The following is a 19,181-nucleotide window of genomic DNA, read 5'->3' as shown; positions in this document are numbered from 1 at the left end:
GCGGCGGACAAAATGGCCAAGACGACGCCTGAAAGGCGAACAGAAGATATGACGAAGCCCGCAATCGGCGAGGCCGAACAGATCATCGAAGAGCTGATGCAGCTCCACCCCAAGGGTTTTGATCTTTCGCTGGATAGAATTTCCCGTCTTCTGGAAAAACTCGACGATCCTCAAAAGAGGATGCCGCCGGTTATCCATGTCGCAGGCACGAATGGTAAGGGTTCGGTCAGCGCCTTTTGCCGGGCTTTGCTGGAGGCGGCCGGACTGGCGGTGCACGTCCATACCAAGCCGCATCTCGTAAACTGGCACGAACGTTATCGTATCGGCGTCGCTGGCGAGAGAGGCCGCTTTGTCGAGGATGCCGTCTTCGCGGACGCCCTGCGTCGCATCGAAGTGGCGAACGAAGGACAAAAAATCACCGTTTTCGAAATTTTGACTGCGGTTATGTTTCTCCTTTTTTCGGAACATCCAGCCGATGCGGCCATCGTTGAGGTGGGGCTTGGCGGGCGTTTCGATGCGACCAATGTGATCAACCACCCGGCCGTTTCCATCATCATGCCGATATCGCTCGATCATGAGGCCTATCTCGGCGACCGGGTTGAACTGATCGCCGCCGAAAAGGCGGGCATCATGAAGAAGGGTTCACCCGTCGTCATTGGCCATCAGGAGCATGATGCGGCGCTGGATACCCTCGTTGCCACGGCGGAGCGGCTTGGTTGCCCGGCGTCTGTCTATGGACAGGATTTTTCCGCGCATGAAGAGTTTGGCCGCATGGTCTATCAGGACGAGTTCGGCCTGACCGATGCGCCGCTGCCTCGGCTTCCCGGTCGCCACCAGCTCGCCAATGCCGCCGCCGCGATCCGCGCCGTCAAGGCCGCAGGTTTCGAAGTGACGGAACGGATGATCGAAAAGGCCATGACTTCGGTGGAATGGCCCGGCCGTCTACAGCGCATCGTAACCGGCAAGATCGCCGAAATGGCCCCGAAGGACGCGGAAATCTGGATCGATGGCGGTCACAATCCCGGCGCGGGCGAAGTCATTGCCGAGGCCATGGCAGGGTTTGAAGAAAAGACACCGCGCCCGCTTTTCATCATAGCGGGCTTGATCAACACCAAGGACCCAGTGGGATATTTCAAGGCTTTCGCCGATATTGCCGAATATGTCTTCACTGTGCCGATCGGCGGCACCGATGCGGCGATCGATCCCGTCGTGCTCGCCCATGCGGCCTTCGATGCCGGTCTGGTGGCGGCACCGACTTCTTCCCTGACCGAAGCGCTGGACGAGTTGTCGCGCCGGGTTGATCCTGAAGGGCCGCCGCCGCGCATCCTGATCGGCGGCTCGCTTTATCTCGCCGGAAACGCACTTGCGTTGAACGGTACGGTTCCCCAGTAAAAAAGCCCGGCATCGCTGCCGGGCTTTTCTTTATTCCATCAAAAACGATTTAAGCGGCGCCGGAAATCCAGGCCGAAAGCGCTGTCTTGGGTGCGGCGCCAACCTTGATGTCGGCCACTTCGCCGCCCTTGAAAATTGCAAGGGTCGGGATGGAGCGAACGCCGAACTGGGCGGCCAGTTCCGGGTTTTCGTCGATATTGAGCTTTGCGACCTTGACCTTGCCGGCAAGCTCGGACGAAATTTCTTCAAGGCTCGGCGCGATCATCTTGCACGGGCCGCACCATTCGGCCCAGAAATCCACCACGACAGGTTCGGAGGATTCGAGGACTTCGGACTGGAAGTTGGCGGCGTCGACTTTTACGGTAGCCATATCTGGCTCTCCTTTCAGTGAATCTTTTCCGCTATCGATGTGATGCGGGCGCGTCGGAATTTCAATGCCCCGGTATCTCACTTTGTCTTTATTGCGGCAAGGGCTTGCTTCATCGCATCATCGCCAACCGTCACAAATGCGGCATTTTCGGTATAGATCAGCGCGCAGACAAATTCCTTGCCGGGGTAAAGCGGTGCCAGAATTTCGCGATAAATGGCAAGCTGCGCCGTATGGGAGAAGGGGATCTCGCGCGCGTCGCGCGGCGGAACGCGGTTCGTCTTGTAATCGACCAGAATGACGCGGTTGCCATCCACCGCCAACCGGTCAATACGGCCGGAAACGGCATAATGCTGCCTGCCGATCGTCATGGTCCCCATGATGGAAACTTCCGCGCGGCTGTTGGGTGAAAATGCCGGTTGCACGGCCGGTTCGGACATGACCCGCAAAACCGCCTGTATCAGCTGCTCGCGCTCACTGGACGGCCAGAAACGGGCAGCACGGTCGGCATAGCGGCGGGCCGCTTCTTCGCGTTCGGCCTCGGCAAAATCCGGCAGGGCCTGCAGCATGCGATGCACCAGCCGACCGCGTTGCAGCGCCAGGGAGGAAGCACCGGCCTTTTCACCGAACAGCGGCGAACGCACGGCCAGATCGTCCGCGCCGTCATCGATGATGGTGCCAGCGCCGGAAGGACTAAGCGGCCTTGGCAATGAGGGCAAGGCAGGCAAGGGGGCGAGAAGTCCTGCCGGAAGAGCATATTCTTCTTGCCCCTGCGGTTCCGGCAGCCTTTGCGGGGCAGGTGTCGAGCGAGCCTCCGACTTGCGCCAGACCAGCCCCTGCCATTCCTCGCCATCGGCCGTAAAGAGCTGCGGCTGGCTGTGCTTTTCATTGTCGGCAAGCGCTGCCTTGACGATGGCATGCCAGCACTCGGGATTTTCCTTCTGGCCGCGATAACCACAAACGACCAGATGATCGGCAGCGCGCGTCATCGCCACATAAAGCAGCCGGCGATATTCGTCTTCGGCGGCCGTCTTCAGGCGGTCCTCGTCGGCGCGAATGAGATGATTGGAAAAGCCGCTGCCGGGCAGCCAGACGGGGACGGCATCCCCATCCGCTTCGATGAAGCGCAGTTTCGGCACATGGCTGTGGTTGAAGGCTTTCGAACCGCCATCGACGACAAAAACAACCGGCGCTTCCAGGCCCTTGGAGGCGTGCACGGTCATGATGCGCACTTCGCCGCGATCCTTGTCCTGTTCACGCTTCACCTCCGGCGAATCGGTTTCCAGAACGGAAAGGAAGGCTTGCACGCCGGGCAGGCCCGTTCTTTCATGGTCCAGCGCAAAGGACAGGAACTCGTCCAGAACATCGCTCGCCTCGTTGCCGAGACGACCCAAGAACTTTTTGCGCCCGTCATGCAGGGTCAGAACCGCCGCGAAGAAATCATGCACCGTTGCCGTTTTTGAAAGCGCGATGAAGTTTTCGAGCTTGCTGACGACTGTGGGAAAGTGGCTGTTCTCTTCCTGCGAAAGCGTTCGTAACCTCTGCCACACGCTCTCCGTCTCCGATCGCGTTGCAGCGACGTCGAAAACGTCGTCTTCGGCAAGATTGAAAAGCGGGCTTTTTAAAAGTGCGGCCAGTGAAAGATCATCTTCGGGCAGGACGACAAACTGGCCGAGCGCCAGAAGATCCTGCACGGCGATGTGGTCGGTCAGGCGAAGACGGTCGGCACCGGCGACGGGAATATTCTTGCGTCGCTTCAGCTCACGGGTCAGCGCGTTGACGAAAGCGTGGCGTTTTCTGACCAGCACCAGAATGTCGCCCGGCTCGACGGCCCGTTCCACGTCCTTTTCAATGATGGTCTGATTCCCGATCATTCCGGCAATGCGCGCAGCGATCCGGCGGGCAACGATGGTGGCCGGCGCGCTTTCCCGCAATGCGTCGAAAGGTGCTGTCCAGTCTTCCTCGTCCTCCGCGGTCTCCGGCGCTACAATATCCCAGACTTCAACGGTGCCGGGGTGGCCGGCGCGGTTGGAGCGGTGCTCGACGGGCTCGTTATCGGCGCTGAGGCCGCTGGCATTTTTGGGGTCGGAGAAGACCTGATCGACGGCGGCCAGCACATCTTCGGTAGAACGGAAGGAAAGCGGCAGGCGGATGCGGTGAAACGCCTGCTCCACCGAATCGACACGCCTTTTGGTCTCGTCGCGCTCCTGCGAAAATCGTTCCGGCCGCGCGCCCTGAAACGAATAGATAGACTGTTTTTCGTCACCCACGGCAAAAAGCGTGCGCCGGCCCAAGCGGGCACTCTCGCCGGTGAAGAAATCCGCCGCCAGCGACTGGATGATCGACCATTGCACCGGACTGGTATCCTGCGCCTCGTCGACGAGAATATGGTCGATACCCTGGTCCAGCTTGTAATGCACCCAGGCGCCCGCCGTATCGCGGTTGAGGAGGTTGGCGGCGCGTTCGATCAGATCCTCGAAATCGAGCTGGCTTCGCTGCTTTTTCAGGTCCTCGAAATCGCCGATCAACCTTTCGGCCAGAACAAGGGCGCATTTCGTCGCCTCCAGCATCCGCACCAGACGATAGCGGTTGCGGCAGGCAACGACATGATCTCGCGCAAGCGTCAGCGCGTCGACAAGATCGGGTGCCGATTTCTGCATGCCCTTGTTGATGACAAAGGCATCGGATTTTTTCTCGCCCTTGGCCGTCAGTAAGGCTGCTTCGATGAATTCCATGCGCCGCACGGGATCCGCCTGCCGTTTTGCTTCCCGCAAGGCATAGGCGACATCGATGACGCGCGATCCGCCTACTTCATCGGCAAGCGTCAGATAGGTGTCGAGGGAAAGCCCCGAGAGACCGGGCAGGGGCCAGAACGCCGCCGCCGCCGTTTCTTCGGTTTCACCCGCTTCTATCTGCATCGCCTGCCGCAATCGCGCATCGATGCCGCCCGTCTGTTTTGCCTCGAGCAAAAAGGCGCGAAGGGCGCTGCGATTGGCGATGATGGCGGTGAGTAGCGATTCCAGCCCGCTTTCATCCGCGAGATCAAGCACATAGGCGAGCGATTGCGCGAGATCAGTGTCTCCCTCCGTCGAAACTGCCGTTAAAAGCGAGCGCCGCGCCTCGGCCAGCAGGGTGGTTGCGGCGCGGTCGTCGAGAACGGAGAAGTGGCCGGCGACATTGGCCTCCAGCGGGAACTGATGCAGCAGTGCTTCGCAGAAAGCGTGGATTGTCTGGATTTTCAGCCCGCCCGGCGTTTCCAGCGCCTTGGCGAACAGCCGCCGCGCTTCGGCGAGCTTGATGCGATCCGGCGTTTTTCCTTCGATGGCGGCGACGCGATCCCTAAGATCGGCATCCGGCAAAGTCGCCCATTCCGCCAGACGATCGAAAACGCGGCTCGACATTTCGGACGCCGCCGCCTTGGTATAGGTCAGGCACAGAATAGCGGAGGGGCGGCATCCGGCCAGAAGAAGGCGGATGACGCGCTGGGTCAGCACGTGGGTTTTGCCGGAACCGGCATTGGCCGAAACCCACGCGGAACTCGCGGGATCGGAGGCGAGCCGCTGCCGGTCGCTGGTCCAGTCGATCCAGCTTTGAGGGGTGTCCGTGGCAGGCCCGTGATCGATAGGATCAATCATCATCGCCGTCTCCCGGTTCCGCCGTTGACCATTCCGAAACGCGGGCGAGATGGTCATATTCCCCGCCGTAGGATTGTTGCTCCTCCGGCACCAGCCGCGAAGCAAAACCGTTTTCGCCATCACGCAGCGAACGCACGAATTTGGCCAGCTGGTCGATCGATTCGGTTGCCAGCTCAATTGCTGATTTAGGTGCTTTCTTGCCGCCCCGGTTGGAATGCTCGTTGTTCACCTGATCGGCAAAAAAACGTTCACCCGGCCGCAGGCGCACATAGATGAGGTTTTCCGGCGTGTGCGAACCCGCCTCGCGGAACGCGCCGCGCATCAGCGCCGCTGCTTCCAGCGCAAGCTGCGGGTCGAGCAGGGCACGTGCCTGATTGACCGAAGGCGCAAGCCCCGTCTTGTAGTCGATAATATCCGCCTGACCGCCGGTCTTGATGTCGATACGGTCGGCGATGCCGGTCAGTCTTACGCCCGCTTCGGGGATTTCCTGTCCGGCACGGGCTTCGAAAAAGCTGCGACGGATGGATGGGTACCGTTCCTTCTCCCAGTCGATGAAGGCGCGGGCCACCGCCTCGAAACGCGGACGCCAGATGACATCGACATGCAAGGGAAGGTCTTGCGCGTCGAAACTTTCATCCAGAATACGCTGCATGGCTTCGAGCGATGCCGGTGTACCGGGAATATGCCCCTCGCGGGAATAACGCTCGATGATCGCATGATAGAGCGTGCCACGGTCGGCGGCATTTGGGTCACGGTTGAACGGGTGGAGAGGATCGAGCTTCAGGATGCGTCGCGCATAGATCGAATAGGGGTCGCGGCGTAACCTGCCAACTTCGCTGAAGGAATAACTCTTCGGCTGTAACTCGGCCGGCGGCTTCGGGGCAGGGCGCTTTGCCGTCTCCTGGTCGATGCTTGCATCCATAAGGGCCGCCCAGTGGCGATAGGTCTCGCCGCGCTTTTTCAGCTGGCCGGCAAAATCCTCGCCGCCGAGTGCCAGAAGCCGTTGCAGCCAGCGTGATGTGACGGCAGGTGTCGAGCCTTGCCTGAGCGCCCGGGTGTAAAAGATCTGCCGGGTGCCGTTCGCCATCTCGAAATCATGCGCCAGCTGGCCGATGCGTCGTTCCGGTGGTTCCAGACCGATGGCTGTCTTCATGTTGCGGGACAAAAACGGATTGTTTGCCGTCTGCCCCGGCCAAAGCCCTTCGTTAAGGCCGCCGATCACGACGGTATCGACGCTCTGCAATCGTGCTTCGAGCGCGCCGAAAATGAAGATGCGCGGATGGCGCATGGATCGTGGCTTGATCGATTCGCCGGCCACCAGTGCCGCGAAGATATCAGCCCATTGCGGACCGTCTGCATCGAGGATTTCGCCGCTTTCCATCAATTCGCCAAACAGGCCGGAAAGCTTGTCACCCGCTTCGCCGGACCAGAGCGCGGCAAGTTCGTTGTTTTCATCCGCGCAGATGGCTTCGATCACCCGGCCTGTGCGCTCCGCCCAGTCGGAAAGCGGCAATTTGTCCGTGAAAGACCGGCCCGACCGATCGCGGCGGATGAATGCACTGCCAAGGGGGTCTGTCGAAACGGCGATCCGGCGGGCAAGATCGCGCGCGGCATCGACGCTTCCTTCCGGCAGTGCCAGCCGCCAAGCGGGCGGGTGCCTGTCATCGCGCTGTGCTGCCAGTTGCGCATCGAGAACCGCTTCCAGATTGCCGATTTCGGTTTCGACGCGGCCTCCCCTGAGTGCGATCAGCTCCAGTGCTTTCGATGCTTTCGTGAATGCTTCTTCAGAAAGCCCGAAACGGCTGAGCGGATGTTTCAGAAGGGAAATGACCGGCACCGGGTCTCCGGGTCTCAAAATCGCTTCCAGCGCCAGTTGCGTCAGTCCCGCCTGTGGTGTGGCGGATAATGGTGTGCCGGCAGAATCGTCGGCTTCGATGCCGAAGCGTTGCAACTCCGTCGCCACGCGCCGCGCCAGCCCGCGATCCGGGGTTATCAGCGCTGCCTGAGACGGGCGGCCAGCGCCCGGCGCTTCAAGCGCCAGCCGCAGTGCCACCGCGATCGCGGTAGCCTCTTCGCGCTCGTTGGCAGCCTCTATCAGGGACGCCGCTGCGAAAGCATCGTCGAAAAAGCCGGGTTGCCGGTCCTCGCGCCACCGGTTCCAGTCGCTGGTGGATTTGGCCGGCGCGAGTGCCGCCGAAAATACCGTCGCACGCTTTTCGAGATCGTCATCGATGGCGCCGATCTGAACGACATCGTCGCGCATGATGCCAAGCTTCTGCAACAGCATGTAGAGCCCATATTGCGAATGGGTGCGGCTCGAAGGATCGGTGGGATCCTCGGCAATCGCCTCCCATTGCTCCTCCGGCATCAAAAGATCGAGGCCCGGAAGCACGACGACGCCCTGGGGCAGGGAAGCGACGGAGGCGATGAGGTCTGCTGCCGCCGGAATGGAGCCCGTGGAGCCGGCCACGATAATCGGTCCCGTATCCGGCAGGTTGGCAAGCCTGTTCGCCTCCGCCCGCAGGATGCCGTTGCGATGTCGGCCTGCGGAGGTGCGGTTGAGTTCGGCAAGACGGGCAGGCCAGAACACGCTGGCGATCTTCAGGAAATCCGCCGTCAGCTGCCACCATTGGGCGTGATCGCCGGTATCGAGATGCGCAAGCGCCTCCCATTCCTTTTCTTCCGTATCCATCGCATCGATCACTTCGCCAAGCGCGCGCGCCAGCCATATGGCATCGGCGGGGCTGGCGGGAGCGACGAGCGGCGAATCCAAATGGATCGCCCGGATGGCGTCCGGCAGGCTGTTGCGCCACGCGAGAATGAGGCGCGCCAGTTCGACCAGCCGGCCGGTGCTGGAAATCGGCGGCGCCAGATCCATGATCTCAGGATTTTCGATTTCGAAGAAACCGCTGTCGTCATCCGTTTCGCCGAGCGGCCGGATCAGCGGCAGAATGGCGGAACGGCCACCCAGAAGATCAACGAATTCCGAGCGCAACACGCGGGCGGAGCGCCGGGTCGGCACATAGATCGTCACTTTGGCGAGCGAAAGGGGATCGGCCGGGTCATATTGATAGCCTGCTGTCAGTGTCCCGTCACACAGCGTTTCCGCGAGCGTTTTGAGGAACGGTGTTCCCGCAGCGATCGTCAGGACGCGCTTTGCGTGGTGGGTCAAAGTCATGCAGAGCGCTTTTCCCTGAATTGCCGGATGATGCTCTCGGCGTCTTCTATCGCGTCGGGCGTGCCGACGGTGATCCAGTGGCCATCAAGCGAAAGCCCGAAAAGCCGGTCGTTTTCGATGGCGCGGTCGAAATAGATATTGAGGTTGAAGGCATCCGCCGGGGCGTCGTCCAGCAGGCGCGAATCCATGGCGATGGCGCCGGCATAAACCACGGGGTTCGGGTCGCTATCACTATATCTCACCAATTTTCCATCGGCAGAAAGGTTGAAATCCCTTTTGCCGTTATGGCCGGTGGTGCGGTCCATGTCGACGCAGAGCAGCGCCATATCCATGCGCGTGGCGTCGAAGAATTGAGCGAGCTTGCGCAGGTTGCTGACGGCATTCAGCTGTTCGCCAATCCAGAAAAGATCGGCATTCATGACGAAGACGGGACCGGGCTCCAGAAGTTTCAGGCCCTTGGCAAGCCCGCCTCCGGAATTCATCAGTTGCGACCGCTCGTCGGAAATCAGGATTTCGGCGTCGGAGCGGTTTTCGAGATGGGCGATCATCTGTTCGGCATGGTGATGCACATTGACGACGATCTTCTCCGCCCCGGCCTCGACGAGGGCGTCGAGCGCATAGTCGATCATCGGCTTGCCGGCGATCTTGACGAGCGGCTTCGGGATCGTATCCGTAATCGGGCGCATCCGTGTGCCAAGCCCTGCGGCCAGCACCATCGCGTTCTTGATCGTCATCGTGGTCAACCGTCTTTCAGTCTTTAAATTCCATGCCCATGCGGACGCACCAGTCTTTGAGCGGTGCCAGTTCGGGATGCGAAAGCGTGGCGGTGAGATAGCGGAACGTCCTCGGCATATGTTTCATATAACCGGGTTTTCCATCCCGTTCCATCAGCCGCACCCAGATACCGGCCAGCTTGCAGTTTCGCTGCGCCGACATGATGGCGAAAGCCTTGAGAAAAGACGCCTCGTCGAAAGACGGCGTTTTTCTTCTGCGTTCCAGATAGTGCGAAAGCAGGCGGGCCTGCAGCTCAGGTGAGATGGTGACGCGGGCGTCCTGCACGATGGAGGCAAGATCGTAGGCCGTCGGCCCGATCATCGCGTCCTGAAAATCGATCATGCCGACTTGCCGGATGCCGACATTCTGCTCCTGCCAAAGGATGTTCGGCGAATGGAAGTCGCGCAGCAAAAGTCCCGTTTCGCAGCTGGCTAGCGTATCTATCAGGCCGTCCCAAAGGGCGTAATAGTCCCGCTTCTCGGCATCGGACAGCGGTTTGCCGCGTTTATGCGGCAGATACCATTCCGCCAGCAGCGAAACTTCGATCTTCATCGCCTCCCGGTCGAAGGCGGGAACCTCATAGACGCTGCCGTCACCCACCGGCAGGACGTCGGGCCGCGGGGCCTGATGAAGGGCGGCAAGACACGCGACGCTTTGCAGATAACGTTCCTCTATCGGCGTTCCGTCAGGCGCAAGCACGCCGTCCCGTCCGAGGTCTTCCAGCAGAAGAATACCCTGATCGATATCCGCCGCCAGAATCTCAGGCGCGCAAAAGCCGCTATTTCCCAGATAATTGCCGATCGCCACGAAGGAACGTGCGTCTTGGGCAAGATGGGCGATTTCCGCATAGGTTTTGCCGTCCGCGACGATCGCACCTCTCAAGGGGCGTCGCCAGTCCATCAGAATAAGGTCCGGGCCATCAGTGGAAATGGTCTCATAGGCGCGTGTGGACGCATCGCCGCTCAGAAAATGGCGGGCCGCATCACCTCTGCCATTTTTCGCGAGGAATTCGCGAATGGCGAAAACGCGCTCGAGCCGCGCTTTCTGTTTTGGCGGGGCATCGATGACGGCCAGGCGTCCTTCGCCGGAATGGGTCAGCCGCAGGCTGATGGTCTGGTCCGGTGGCAGAACCTCGGCGGCCATTTCCGGCCACTCGATCAGACAGATACCATCTTCCAGCAACTCGTCGATGCCGAGCTCGTCCAGCTCGGAGACATCCGAAAGCCGGTAAAGATCGAGATGCGCAACCGGAATGCGCAAGGGATAGGTCTGGATGATCGTGAAGGTAGGGCTTGGAACTTCCAGATCCGGTGCATCCGCCATCGCGCGAATGAAGGCACGGGCGAGGGTGGATTTGCCGGCACCGAGATCGCCGATGAGCGCCAGGCAATCGCCGGCCTTCAAAGCCAGCGCGAGGTCCTCACCCAATCTGATGGTGTCTTTTTCTCCCTCGAGGGAAAGGGTGATCGGCAAGATGTCGGCGCTCATTCTGCGGCGATGGAATGCGGGCGCGTGCCGGAAGGAATGCGGCAGGTGACGATAGTGCCGTTGCCGGGCCGGCTGTCTATGCTGACGGTGCCATGATGGAGGCTGACGAAGCTTTCCACGATGGAAAGGCCAAGCCCCGCGCCAGTGCGTCGCCCGCCATTGCCACGTGTTGCGAAGCGGTCGAACACGGCCTTGATCATGTCTTCGGGAATGCCCGGTCCCTTATCCGCCACGGAGAACAGGAAGTCGCCCTCGCTGCGCTGACAGGAAAGCTGAACGGAAGATCCCTCAGGCGCGAAATTGATGGCGTTGGTCAGCAGTTTGATGAGGATCTGCTTCAGGCGCTGATGATCCGCGACCAGACTGCCAAGATGTGCGGGCGCGACGATCTCCAGCGAAATGCCGCTCTCCTGCAGCCGATCGGCGATCTGCACCGAAACGTCGTCGAGCAATTCGTTAAGGTCGTTTTCCGCGTAATTCAATTGCATGATGCCCGCATCGACGGTCGCGAGATCGAGAATGTCGTTGACGATGGTCAGAAGGACCGAGGAGGAGGTGGAAATATGGTCGAGATATTCAGCCTGACGTTCCGTGAGGCTTCCAATACCCGGGGTCTTCAGGAGATCGGTGAAGCCGATGATATTGGTCAGCGGCGAGCGCAATTCGTAGGAGACATGCTGCACGAAATCGTTCTTCAGCTCGTCGGCCTTGAGAAGCGCGTCGTTCTTTTCCTTGAGCGCCCGCTCGGCCCGCACGCTGTCGGTCATGTTGACGAATGTCAGCATGGTCTGTGCGTCCGGTAGCGGAATGATGGCGTAGTCGAGCACGAGGCCGGAAAGCAGTTCGAGCGTTCCCTGTCTCGACGGGCGTTCATCATCGAAGCTGGTGATGAACTGGCTGAAGGAGCGCCAGCCGTCCGGCCTGTCATAGGATTGCGTGCAGGTGGTCTCGATGGCGCGGATGTGGGTGCCTGTCTCGGCCTGTTCCGCGGTAACGCCCCAGAGCGCCCGGAATGCGGGGTTGGACAGGCGAATGCGGCCATCCGCCCCGAACACGGCCACACCTTCGGCCAGATGGTCGATGGTTTCGCCCTGCACCTTTACGAGCGTGTTGTAGCGCATTTGCAGATCGACCTGCTCGGTCAGGTTTTCGAAGACCCATGTCGCGCCGCCTTGCGGGTGGGCGGTCGCGATTACCCGCAACGTCTGGCCGTTGGGCAGATGCCAGAGATCGGTCTTGGTATCGAGCGAGCGGTAGACGGAAAGCGCCGTCTCTTTCCAGTTTTTCCAGTTCAGCTGCTCGGGCAGTTTGCCGGCGGTGCGCAGCCTGTCCAGAAGCTCGGAATTATCAGGGCCTGATTCGAGGAAAACGAGATCGAAACCCCAGAGAGCCGCGAATGCCTGATTGTAGAATTGCAGCCGCTGCCGGCCGTCGAAAATGGCGACAGGCGTTGCCAGGTGATCCAGCGTTTCGGCGTGGCTTTTCAGAACCCGCTTGAGTTCCTCACGAATGGTTTCCGCTTCGGTGGCATCGATGGCTATACCCGCCGAACCGCCTGCCGTCTTGATATCGACAACGTCGAAGAAGGTGCGGTTTCCGGAAACAACCGTCGAAATGCGGTCGTGATAGGGCGAACTCGGCGTCGCGGCCGCGCGTATCTTCTGCCGAGTAACGGTGTTCAGAAGCTCGCGTTTTTCGTGGATGGTTTGTTCGCCATCGCGCGCATCCACAGCATGCGCATAGGCGTGGTTGACCCAGATGAGTTCGCCTTCGCCATTGCGCCGCCAGACGGGCTGCTCGATCGAATCGAGAAGCTCCTGAAATGTCGACACCGAGGCGACCAGACGCTCACGCTCCACCTGCAATTCGGCCAGTTCGGCGCGCAGGTTGTTGAGAGCGACGAAACGCGCAAAGGCATTGCCGCCGGAAACTCTCCCCTGAACTTCAATGACTTCGCCGCGCTGCGTCTCGATGGTCAGATCGAAACTCTGCGCATGGCTGCGAAGTTTTTCGAGGGATTTTTCAAGCTGGCTCGCCGATGACGGTTTCAGCCAGCGCCCGAAGGCCAGAAAATCGTGATCGGCCTGCGGCGCACCCGTCTCCACGGGCAATTGCCCCAGAAATTCGGGGCGTTTGTCCGCGCCGTCCCAGATGACGATGCGCCGGCTCTTGTCCGAAATCAGTGCTTCGTATTTCGCGATCTTGTGGTGGGACTGCGCAAGCGCCTGGCGGTATTCGCTGCTTTCCGCCTCGATATTGCCGCGCTGGCGCACCAGCCAGACAACGGAAAACAGCGTTGCCGAAAGCATGCCGACAAAAAGCGAATAGGTGATGGTTTCACCGGACGAAAACAGTCGCGCGCCGGTCTTTGCGACGAGACCGTCCTGCGCCAATGCCACGCTTGCAGAGCCAGCGAGAACAGTGCCAGACATCAGAACGGGAATCCGCGCAAGGCCTGTCCGGACAGCACTGATCGCCAGCCGGCAACGCGCCATAGCCGCGCTCAATGCCACGCCAGCATGCGTGTTTTCAACGCGTTGAACTGTCTGCTCGCGCAGATCCGAATTGTGAACCGTCATCCCCGGTCTGTCTCCGTCCTATGTGCCGCATCTTCGACAAGACATCCCATTTCGTCCACGCCGCCCTTTGGCGTGTCCGAATCAAGTTCGATGACAATACCGCCTTCATAAATTTGCGGAAAGGGAGCGCGCAAAAAAGATGCCGTGCGCTTTGTCAAGCGCACGGCATCTACATATTGTGTAATTTCAGTGGATATTAACTATGAAATTAATATCTGTAGTGTTCTGCCTTGAACGGACCCTGCTTCGAGATGCCGATATAATCGGCCTGAAGGTCGGAAAGTTCGGTCAGGCGCACGCCAAGCTTCTCGAGATGAAGGCGCGCAACCTTTTCGTCGAGGTGCTTCGGCAGCACGTAAACCTCGTTCTTGTATTCGCCCGGCTTCGTAAAGAGTTCGATCTGGCCGAGCACCTGGTTGGTGAAGGACGCCGACATGACGAAGGACGGGTGACCGGTGGCGTTGCCGAGGTTCAGCAGGCGGCCTTCGGACAAAAGGATGATGCGGTTGCCCTTCGGGAACTCGATCATGTCGACCTGCGGCTTGATGTTCGTCCACTTGAGGTTACGCAGCGATGCGACCTGAATTTCATTGTCGAAATGGCCGATATTGCCAACGATGGCCATGTCCTTCATCTCGCGCATATGCTCGATGCGGATCACGTCCTTGTTGCCGGTGGTGGTGATGAAGATATCCGCGGAGGAAACCACGTCTTCCAGACGAACCACTTCGAAACCGTCCATGGCGGCCTGAAGCGCGCAGATCGGGTCGATTTCCGTGACCTTCACGCGGGCGCCGGCGCCCTGCAACGAGGCGGCGGAACCCTTGCCCACATCGCCGTAACCGCAGACCACGGCAACCTTGCCGGCCATCATCACGTCGGTTGCGCGGCGAATGCCGTCCACCAGCGATTCCTTGCAGCCGTATTTGTTGTCGAACTTGGACTTGGTGACGCTGTCGTTGACGTTGATGGCCGGGAAGGGCAGGAGGCCCTTCTTGGCGAGATCGTAAAGACGATGAACACCGGTCGTCGTTTCTTCCGTCACGCCCTTCAGCGCGTCGCGCTGCTTGGTGAACCAGCCGGGGGAAGCCTTGAGGCGCTTGTTGATCTGCGCGAAAAGAATTTCCTCTTCTTCCGAACCGGGGTTGGAAAGAACGTCCTCGCCGGCTTCGGCACGCGCGCCGAGCAGGATGTACATGGTGGCATCGCCGCCATCGTCAAGGATCATGTTGGAGAGGCCGCCATCGGTCCACTGGAAGATCCTGTCGGTATATTCCCAATATTCCGTCAGGCTTTCACCCTTGACGGCGAAGACCGGAATGCCGGCCGCTGCAATGGCGGCTGCCGCATGGTCCTGTGTCGAGAAAATGTTGCAGGACGCCCAGCGGATATCCGCGCCCAGTTCCCTCAGCGTCTCGATCAGAACGCCGGTCTGGATCGTCATGTGAAGAGAACCGGTGATACGTGCGCCCTTCAGCGGCTTGCTCGCGCCGAACTCACTGCGGCAGGACATCAGGCCGGGCATTTCGGTTTCGGCGATGTCCAGTTCCTTGCGGCCGAATGCGGCAAGGTTGATATCGGCGATGATGTAGTCCTTCTCAAGGCTCATGAGGTTCTCCAGATCAGAAATGCCATGCCTATTGGCCCGGCTTTTAAACGTAGCAGGGGTTTAGCAGGCCAAAAACGATCTGGCAATAACGATATAAAGAAGTCTTTATGTCTTTATATGGGGCGGGATCAGGCTTCTTCGCCAAAGCGGTCGGCCACGAGCGCCTCGAGTGCGGCAAGCGCCTCTTCAGCCTGATTTCCGCTCGCCTCGACATAGACGCTGCATCCGGGGCTGGCCGCCAGCATCATGAGACCCATGATGGAGGTGCCGCCAACCGTCATGCCATCCTTGGAAACCGTGATCGTCGCGTCGAACCCCTCGACCATCTGCACGAATTTCGCAGACGCCCGGGCGTGGAGACCGCGCTTGTTGATGATCGACAATTCCCGGGAGTGAGGCGACATGGGCTGACTTCTTATTTGCCGCTTAAAACGCGGCTGGCGACGTTGATGTATTTGCGGCCGGCGTCGGATGCGTCCTGAAGCGCCTTGTCCATGTTGTCTTCGCTGCGAACGCCGGCGAGTTTTATCAGCATGGGAAGATTGACGCCTGCGATGACTTCGACATTGCCGTTGTTCATGACGGAGATGGCGAGATTGGACGGTGTACCGCCGAACATATCAGTCAGAATAATGACGCCGTTCCCATCATTGACGCGCGTAACGGCGTCGATGATATCCTGCCGGCGCTGATCCATGTCGTCTTCGGGACCGATACAAACCGTCTCGATCAATTTCTGGGGACCGACGACATGCTCCAACGCATGGCGAAACTCCTCAGCCAGCTTGCCATGGGTGACAAGCACTAGTCCGATCATGAAATGCTCCCTTGCACACGCACTCTCATTGCCGACTATCGCAACGCGGCAATCCTGTCCATCGGTGGGATTTCATCTTGATGAGGAAAATGCGAATCGCAAGCCTAAAATCGCCTGAATCATGGTCACTTCACATTCGTTTTAAAAAGATTGTGAGCAAGTGCAGCAAATTTTCCATAAGGCACAAGACTGGAACGCGGAATACGCAGAAGCGGAAGATGCCCGCCGCAGGGCAGGGAAAACGCTTCGTCATCTTCCGGAAGTCTTGGATTTTCCGGTGAAAGAACTGTCGTCACGGCGAAATGTAGTACGGCGCTCGGGATGCTGTTGACGGAAACAATGCCGCTGCCGCGCAGTTCCAGTAATCCGGCGATTGCTTCCGGCCGCTCGGCGATGATGTTTTCGCCATCCCGATACACGAAAATCTGATCGTCCGCGATCAGCGCCGCCGGCAATCCGCACCGTTCCGCCTCCGTCAGAAAGCTGAAAGCAAGCTCGCTCTTGCCGCTTCCCGACGGTCCCGTGAAGAGAATGCCGGTGTTGTCGACGACGATAGCGGTTGCGTGCAGGTTGAAGCGTTCAGCGTTCATGGGTCTCAGCCGCCGGCAGCGACAGGGTAAACCGCGCGCCGGAAATCACGCCATATTTGTCGACCACATTTTCCGCCCTGAGGCTGCCGCCATGGGCTTCGGCGATCTGGCGGCTGATGGAGAGACCAAGGCCGGAGTTCTGTCCGAACCCTTCGCTCGCCGGCCGGTCCGTGTAAAAGCGCTCGAAAATCCGGTCGATATCCTCGGCCTGAATGCCGGGGCCGTTATCTTCCACCTGCACGATGCAGCGGTCCTTGTGACGGGACAGACGCACGGTGATGCGGCCACTTTCCTCGGCAACGAAAGATCGTGCATTCTCGATCAGGTTGGTGACGATCTGCCCGATACGAAGATCGTGTCCGTTCACCACGAAAGAGGTTTTGGCTCCCGCCTTCCGGTCGGCGACATAGTCGATGGCCACGCTCTTTTTCTTGGTGCTGATCTGGCGGGATAAATCCACCAGACCCTTCATCAGCACGTCGAGATCGAGCGGCGAGGCATCGGCGCGCGCCAGTTCGGCATCGAGCCGCGACGCATCCGAAATATCGCTGATCAAACGGTCGAGGCGGCGGACATCGTGGAAGATGATCTCGGTCAGTCGCTGTTTGGACTCTTCGGTCTTGGCGCGCGGCAGGGTTTCCACGGCGCTGCGCAGCGAGGTCAGCGGGTTTTTAAGCTCGTGGCTGACATCGGCGGCGAAACTTTCGATCGCGTCGATACGGTCGTAAAGCGCCGTCGTCATTTCACGCAGTGCTATGGAGAGGTTGCCGATTTCATCCTGGCGCGCCGAAAAATCCGGTATTTCCTCACGAGTTCTCGCCCCGCGGCGCACGCGGATCGCGGCGGCCGAAAGCCGCCGCAGCGGCGTGGCGATGGTGGAGGACAACAACAGCGACAGGACGATGTTGACCAGCGTGGCGATGCCGAACACGCGCATGATGGCAAGGCGCTCCGCATGCACGATCTTGTCGATATCGCCCGCCTGCGTGGACAGGAGCAGAACGCCGAGCACGGCCCGGAAGCGCTGCACCGGCACGGCGACCGAGACGATCAACTCGCCCTTTTCGGTCACGCGCACGACCGCGCCGCGCACGCCAGTCAGCGCGTTCATCACTTCGGGATAGATCGAGCCGTCACCGCCCGGCGCTTCCTTGTATTGCGGCAGGCTGCTCGGTTGCAGCATGCGGTTGAACATGCTGGTAAACCATTCGCTCCAGGTCTGGGTTTCCGGCGTTACAGGCGGCAGATCGAAGCGCAGAACCTGACCGCGCGAATAAAGATGGCGGGAGTCGAGAAGCAGGTTGGCATCGGCATCGAAAAGCCGTGCACGGGTCCGCGTCGGCGAAATCAGCCGGCGCAGCACCGGGGCTACCCGTTCCGGATTGATCGGGAAATTCAGGTCCTCGTCATTCGGAGCAGGCGTGATACTTTGCCCCGCCTGCAATTCGAGGAGCTTTTCCGGGTTGATGGTGATGGAGTTGGTGTCGACCGAAGCGGAGGCGGAAATGGCGCCGGCGATGATTTCGCCCTGCGTCAGAAGGCTTTCCACCCGCGCGTCGATCAGCCCTTCGCGGAATTGGTTGAGGTAGAGAATGCCACCGACCAGAACCACGGTCGCCGCCACGTTGAAGAACAGGATACGGCGCGTCAGGCTGGAAAACACTGCATTGCCGAAAATGCGTCGGACGATCGTCAGCGGATGGATACGGTGGCGGCGTTCGCTGCCGCGATCTTCGGCATCGTCACTGTCCGAGACGGTTTGCGGCGTTTTCTTCAACACGTATTAAGTCCTCGCCACCACAAGTTCGGGTGGTCTCTCCCGCTTGGCGCGCTCGTTCAAGCCGCTTCGCGGAAGCGATATCCTACGCCATAAAGCGTTTCAATCATATCGAAGTCGCCATCGACCAGTTTGAACTTCTTGCGAAGGCGCTTGATGTGGCTGTCGATCGTGCGATCGTCCACATAGACCTGTTCGTCATAGGCGGCATCCATCAGCGCGTCGCGGCTTTTCACCACGCCCGGCCTCTGTGCAAGCGAATGCAGGATGAGGAATTCGGTAACGGTGAGCGTTACCGGCTCACCCTTCCAGGTGCAGGTGTGGCGTTCCTGATCCATGGCGAGCTGGCCGCGTTCCAGCGTCCGTGCCTGTTGATCAGCAGTCGGTTTCTGCGTGCTGCCGGTTGCGGCGGAAGCCTCGCGGCTGCTGGCGCGGCGCAGGATGGCCTTGACGCGCTCCACCAGAAGGCGCTGCGAGAAGGGTTTTGTGATGAAATCGTCGGCGCCCATCTTCAGGCCGAACAATTCATCGATCTCTTCATCCTTGGAAGTCAGGAAGATAACGGGAATATCCGATTTCTGGCGAAGACGCCGCAAAAGCTCCATGCCGTCCATGCGGGGCATCTTGATGTCGAAAATGGCGAGCTGCGGCGGACGGGCGATCAACCCGTCAAGCGCGGAGGCGCCGTCCGTATACGTTTCGACCCGGTAGCCTTCGGCTTCGAGCGCGATCGATACCGAAGTAAGAATATTCCGGTCATCGTCGACAAGCGCGATAGTCTGCATGTAGTTGGTCTCCATCGTCATTTTCTCATAACTCCCGACATTCACCCAGCCTAGGTTGCGCGCCGCGAGCCACTCTCATGAGTATAAAGGTGGAACAAATTGTGGCAAAGGAAAACTCGCGGTAAAATCGCAGGGCGCGGAGAGGCCATTTCCGGGAAAACGCCACAGCTGGATTTTAATGCGTCTTCAA

The 19,181-nt window shown here is 59.8% G+C and carries 13 protein-coding genes; 1 reads left to right on the top strand and 12 read right to left on the bottom strand.

Annotation, left to right across the window (positions count from 1 at the left end; translation table 11 throughout):
- Positions 1-12: 12 nt before the first annotated feature.
- Entirely contained in the window at positions 13-1,392 is a 1,380-nt protein-coding gene (locus tag RS75_RS08455) for a bifunctional folylpolyglutamate synthase/dihydrofolate synthase (RefSeq protein WP_200893622.1), read from the top strand.
- A gap of 49 nt (positions 1,393-1,441) precedes the next feature.
- Here RS75_RS08455 and trxA read toward each other — a convergent pair whose 3' ends face one another.
- The 12 genes from trxA to chvI form a co-directional block, all read right to left on the bottom strand.
- Entirely contained in the window at positions 1,442-1,762 is a 321-nt protein-coding gene (gene trxA / locus RS75_RS08450) for a thioredoxin (protein ID WP_045019255.1), read from the bottom strand.
- 77 nt (positions 1,763-1,839) lie between these two features.
- Positions 1,840-5,397 carry a double-strand break repair helicase AddA gene (gene addA / locus RS75_RS08445; protein WP_045019254.1) on the bottom strand — a complete coding sequence of 1,186 codons (3,558 nt, stop codon included), beginning with the start codon at positions 5,395-5,397 and terminating at the stop codon, positions 1,840-1,842.
- Positions 5,387-8,572, bottom strand: a complete 3,186-nt coding sequence (gene addB, locus RS75_RS08440) for a double-strand break repair protein AddB (RefSeq protein WP_045019253.1) — start codon at positions 8,570-8,572, stop codon at positions 5,387-5,389. The genes addA and addB overlap by 11 nt, the downstream gene beginning before the upstream one ends.
- Complete coding sequence (locus tag RS75_RS08435) at positions 8,569-9,306, bottom strand: nucleotidyltransferase family protein (RefSeq protein WP_045019252.1); 738 nt, start codon at positions 9,304-9,306, stop codon at positions 8,569-8,571. The genes addB and RS75_RS08435 overlap by 4 nt, the downstream gene beginning before the upstream one ends.
- Before the next feature lie 16 nt (positions 9,307-9,322).
- Positions 9,323-10,834, bottom strand: coding sequence for a tRNA (adenosine(37)-N6)-threonylcarbamoyltransferase complex ATPase subunit type 1 TsaE (gene tsaE, locus RS75_RS08430; RefSeq protein ID WP_045019251.1), 1,512 nt, complete (start codon positions 10,832-10,834; stop codon positions 9,323-9,325).
- Positions 10,831-13,413, bottom strand: coding sequence for a sensor histidine kinase (locus tag RS75_RS08425; protein ID WP_045019250.1), 2,583 nt, complete (start codon positions 13,411-13,413; stop codon positions 10,831-10,833). The genes tsaE and RS75_RS08425 overlap by 4 nt, the downstream gene beginning before the upstream one ends.
- 208 nt (positions 13,414-13,621) lie before the next feature.
- Positions 13,622-15,022, bottom strand: a complete 1,401-nt coding sequence (gene ahcY / locus RS75_RS08420) for an adenosylhomocysteinase (protein WP_045019249.1) — start codon at positions 15,020-15,022, stop codon at positions 13,622-13,624.
- A 128-nt stretch (positions 15,023-15,150) separates the two neighbouring features.
- Positions 15,151-15,426, bottom strand: a complete 276-nt coding sequence (locus tag RS75_RS08415) for an HPr family phosphocarrier protein (protein ID WP_045019248.1) — start codon at positions 15,424-15,426, stop codon at positions 15,151-15,153.
- A gap of 11 nt (positions 15,427-15,437) precedes the next feature.
- Positions 15,438-15,839 (bottom strand): PTS sugar transporter subunit IIA, encoded by a 402-nt coding sequence (locus RS75_RS08410; protein ID WP_003516318.1) that lies wholly within the window; start codon positions 15,837-15,839, stop codon positions 15,438-15,440.
- 125 nt (positions 15,840-15,964) lie between these two features.
- On the bottom strand, positions 15,965-16,429 hold the full coding sequence (locus tag RS75_RS08405; protein ID WP_045019247.1) for an HPr kinase/phosphorylase: 465 nt from the start codon (positions 16,427-16,429) through the stop codon (positions 15,965-15,967).
- Complete coding sequence (gene chvG / locus RS75_RS08400) at positions 16,419-18,209, bottom strand: two-component system sensor histidine kinase ChvG (RefSeq protein ID WP_045019246.1); 1,791 nt, start codon at positions 18,207-18,209, stop codon at positions 16,419-16,421. The genes RS75_RS08405 and chvG overlap by 11 nt, the downstream gene beginning before the upstream one ends.
- Before the next feature lie 56 nt (positions 18,210-18,265).
- Positions 18,266-18,991: a two-component system response regulator ChvI gene (gene chvI, locus RS75_RS08395; protein WP_084686707.1), complete on the bottom strand. Its 726-nt coding sequence runs from the start codon at positions 18,989-18,991 to the stop codon at positions 18,266-18,268.
- Positions 18,992-19,181: the final 190 nt, after the last annotated feature.

This window comes from Rhizobium nepotum 39/7, from assembly GCF_000949865.1.
In the GTDB taxonomy this organism is placed as follows: domain Bacteria; phylum Pseudomonadota; class Alphaproteobacteria; order Rhizobiales; family Rhizobiaceae; genus Agrobacterium; species Agrobacterium nepotum.
Note: the sequence above shows the minus strand (reverse complement) of the source record. Positions and strands in the feature narration are given on the sequence as shown.

Excerpts from the sequence above, each read along its gene's own strand:
- RS75_RS08435 (WP_045019252.1), bottom strand. The coding sequence starts at position 9,306 with ATGACGATCAAGAACGCGATGGTGCTGGCCGCAGGGCTTGGCACACGG.
- chvI (WP_084686707.1), bottom strand. The coding sequence starts at position 18,991 with ATGCAGACTATCGCGCTTGTCGACGATGACCGGAATATTCTTACTTCG.
- RS75_RS08425 (WP_045019250.1), bottom strand. The coding sequence starts at position 13,413 with ATGACGGTTCACAATTCGGATCTGCGCGAGCAGACAGTTCAACGCGTT.
- tsaE (WP_045019251.1), bottom strand. The coding sequence starts at position 10,834 with ATGAGCGCCGACATCTTGCCGATCACCCTTTCCCTCGAGGGAGAAAAA.
- RS75_RS08405 (WP_045019247.1), bottom strand. The coding sequence starts at position 16,429 with ATGAACGCTGAACGCTTCAACCTGCACGCAACCGCTATCGTCGTCGAC.
- RS75_RS08410 (WP_003516318.1), bottom strand. The coding sequence starts at position 15,839 with ATGATCGGACTAGTGCTTGTCACCCATGGCAAGCTGGCTGAGGAGTTT.
- RS75_RS08455 (WP_200893622.1), top strand. The coding sequence starts at position 13 with ATGGCCAAGACGACGCCTGAAAGGCGAACAGAAGATATGACGAAGCCC.
- RS75_RS08415 (WP_045019248.1), bottom strand. The coding sequence starts at position 15,426 with ATGTCGCCTCACTCCCGGGAATTGTCGATCATCAACAAGCGCGGTCTC.
- addA (WP_045019254.1), bottom strand. The coding sequence starts at position 5,397 with ATGATGATTGATCCTATCGATCACGGGCCTGCCACGGACACCCCTCAA.
- ahcY (WP_045019249.1), bottom strand. The coding sequence starts at position 15,022 with ATGAGCCTTGAGAAGGACTACATCATCGCCGATATCAACCTTGCCGCA.
- trxA (WP_045019255.1), bottom strand. The coding sequence starts at position 1,762 with ATGGCTACCGTAAAAGTCGACGCCGCCAACTTCCAGTCCGAAGTCCTC.
- addB (WP_045019253.1), bottom strand. The coding sequence starts at position 8,572 with ATGACTTTGACCCACCACGCAAAGCGCGTCCTGACGATCGCTGCGGGA.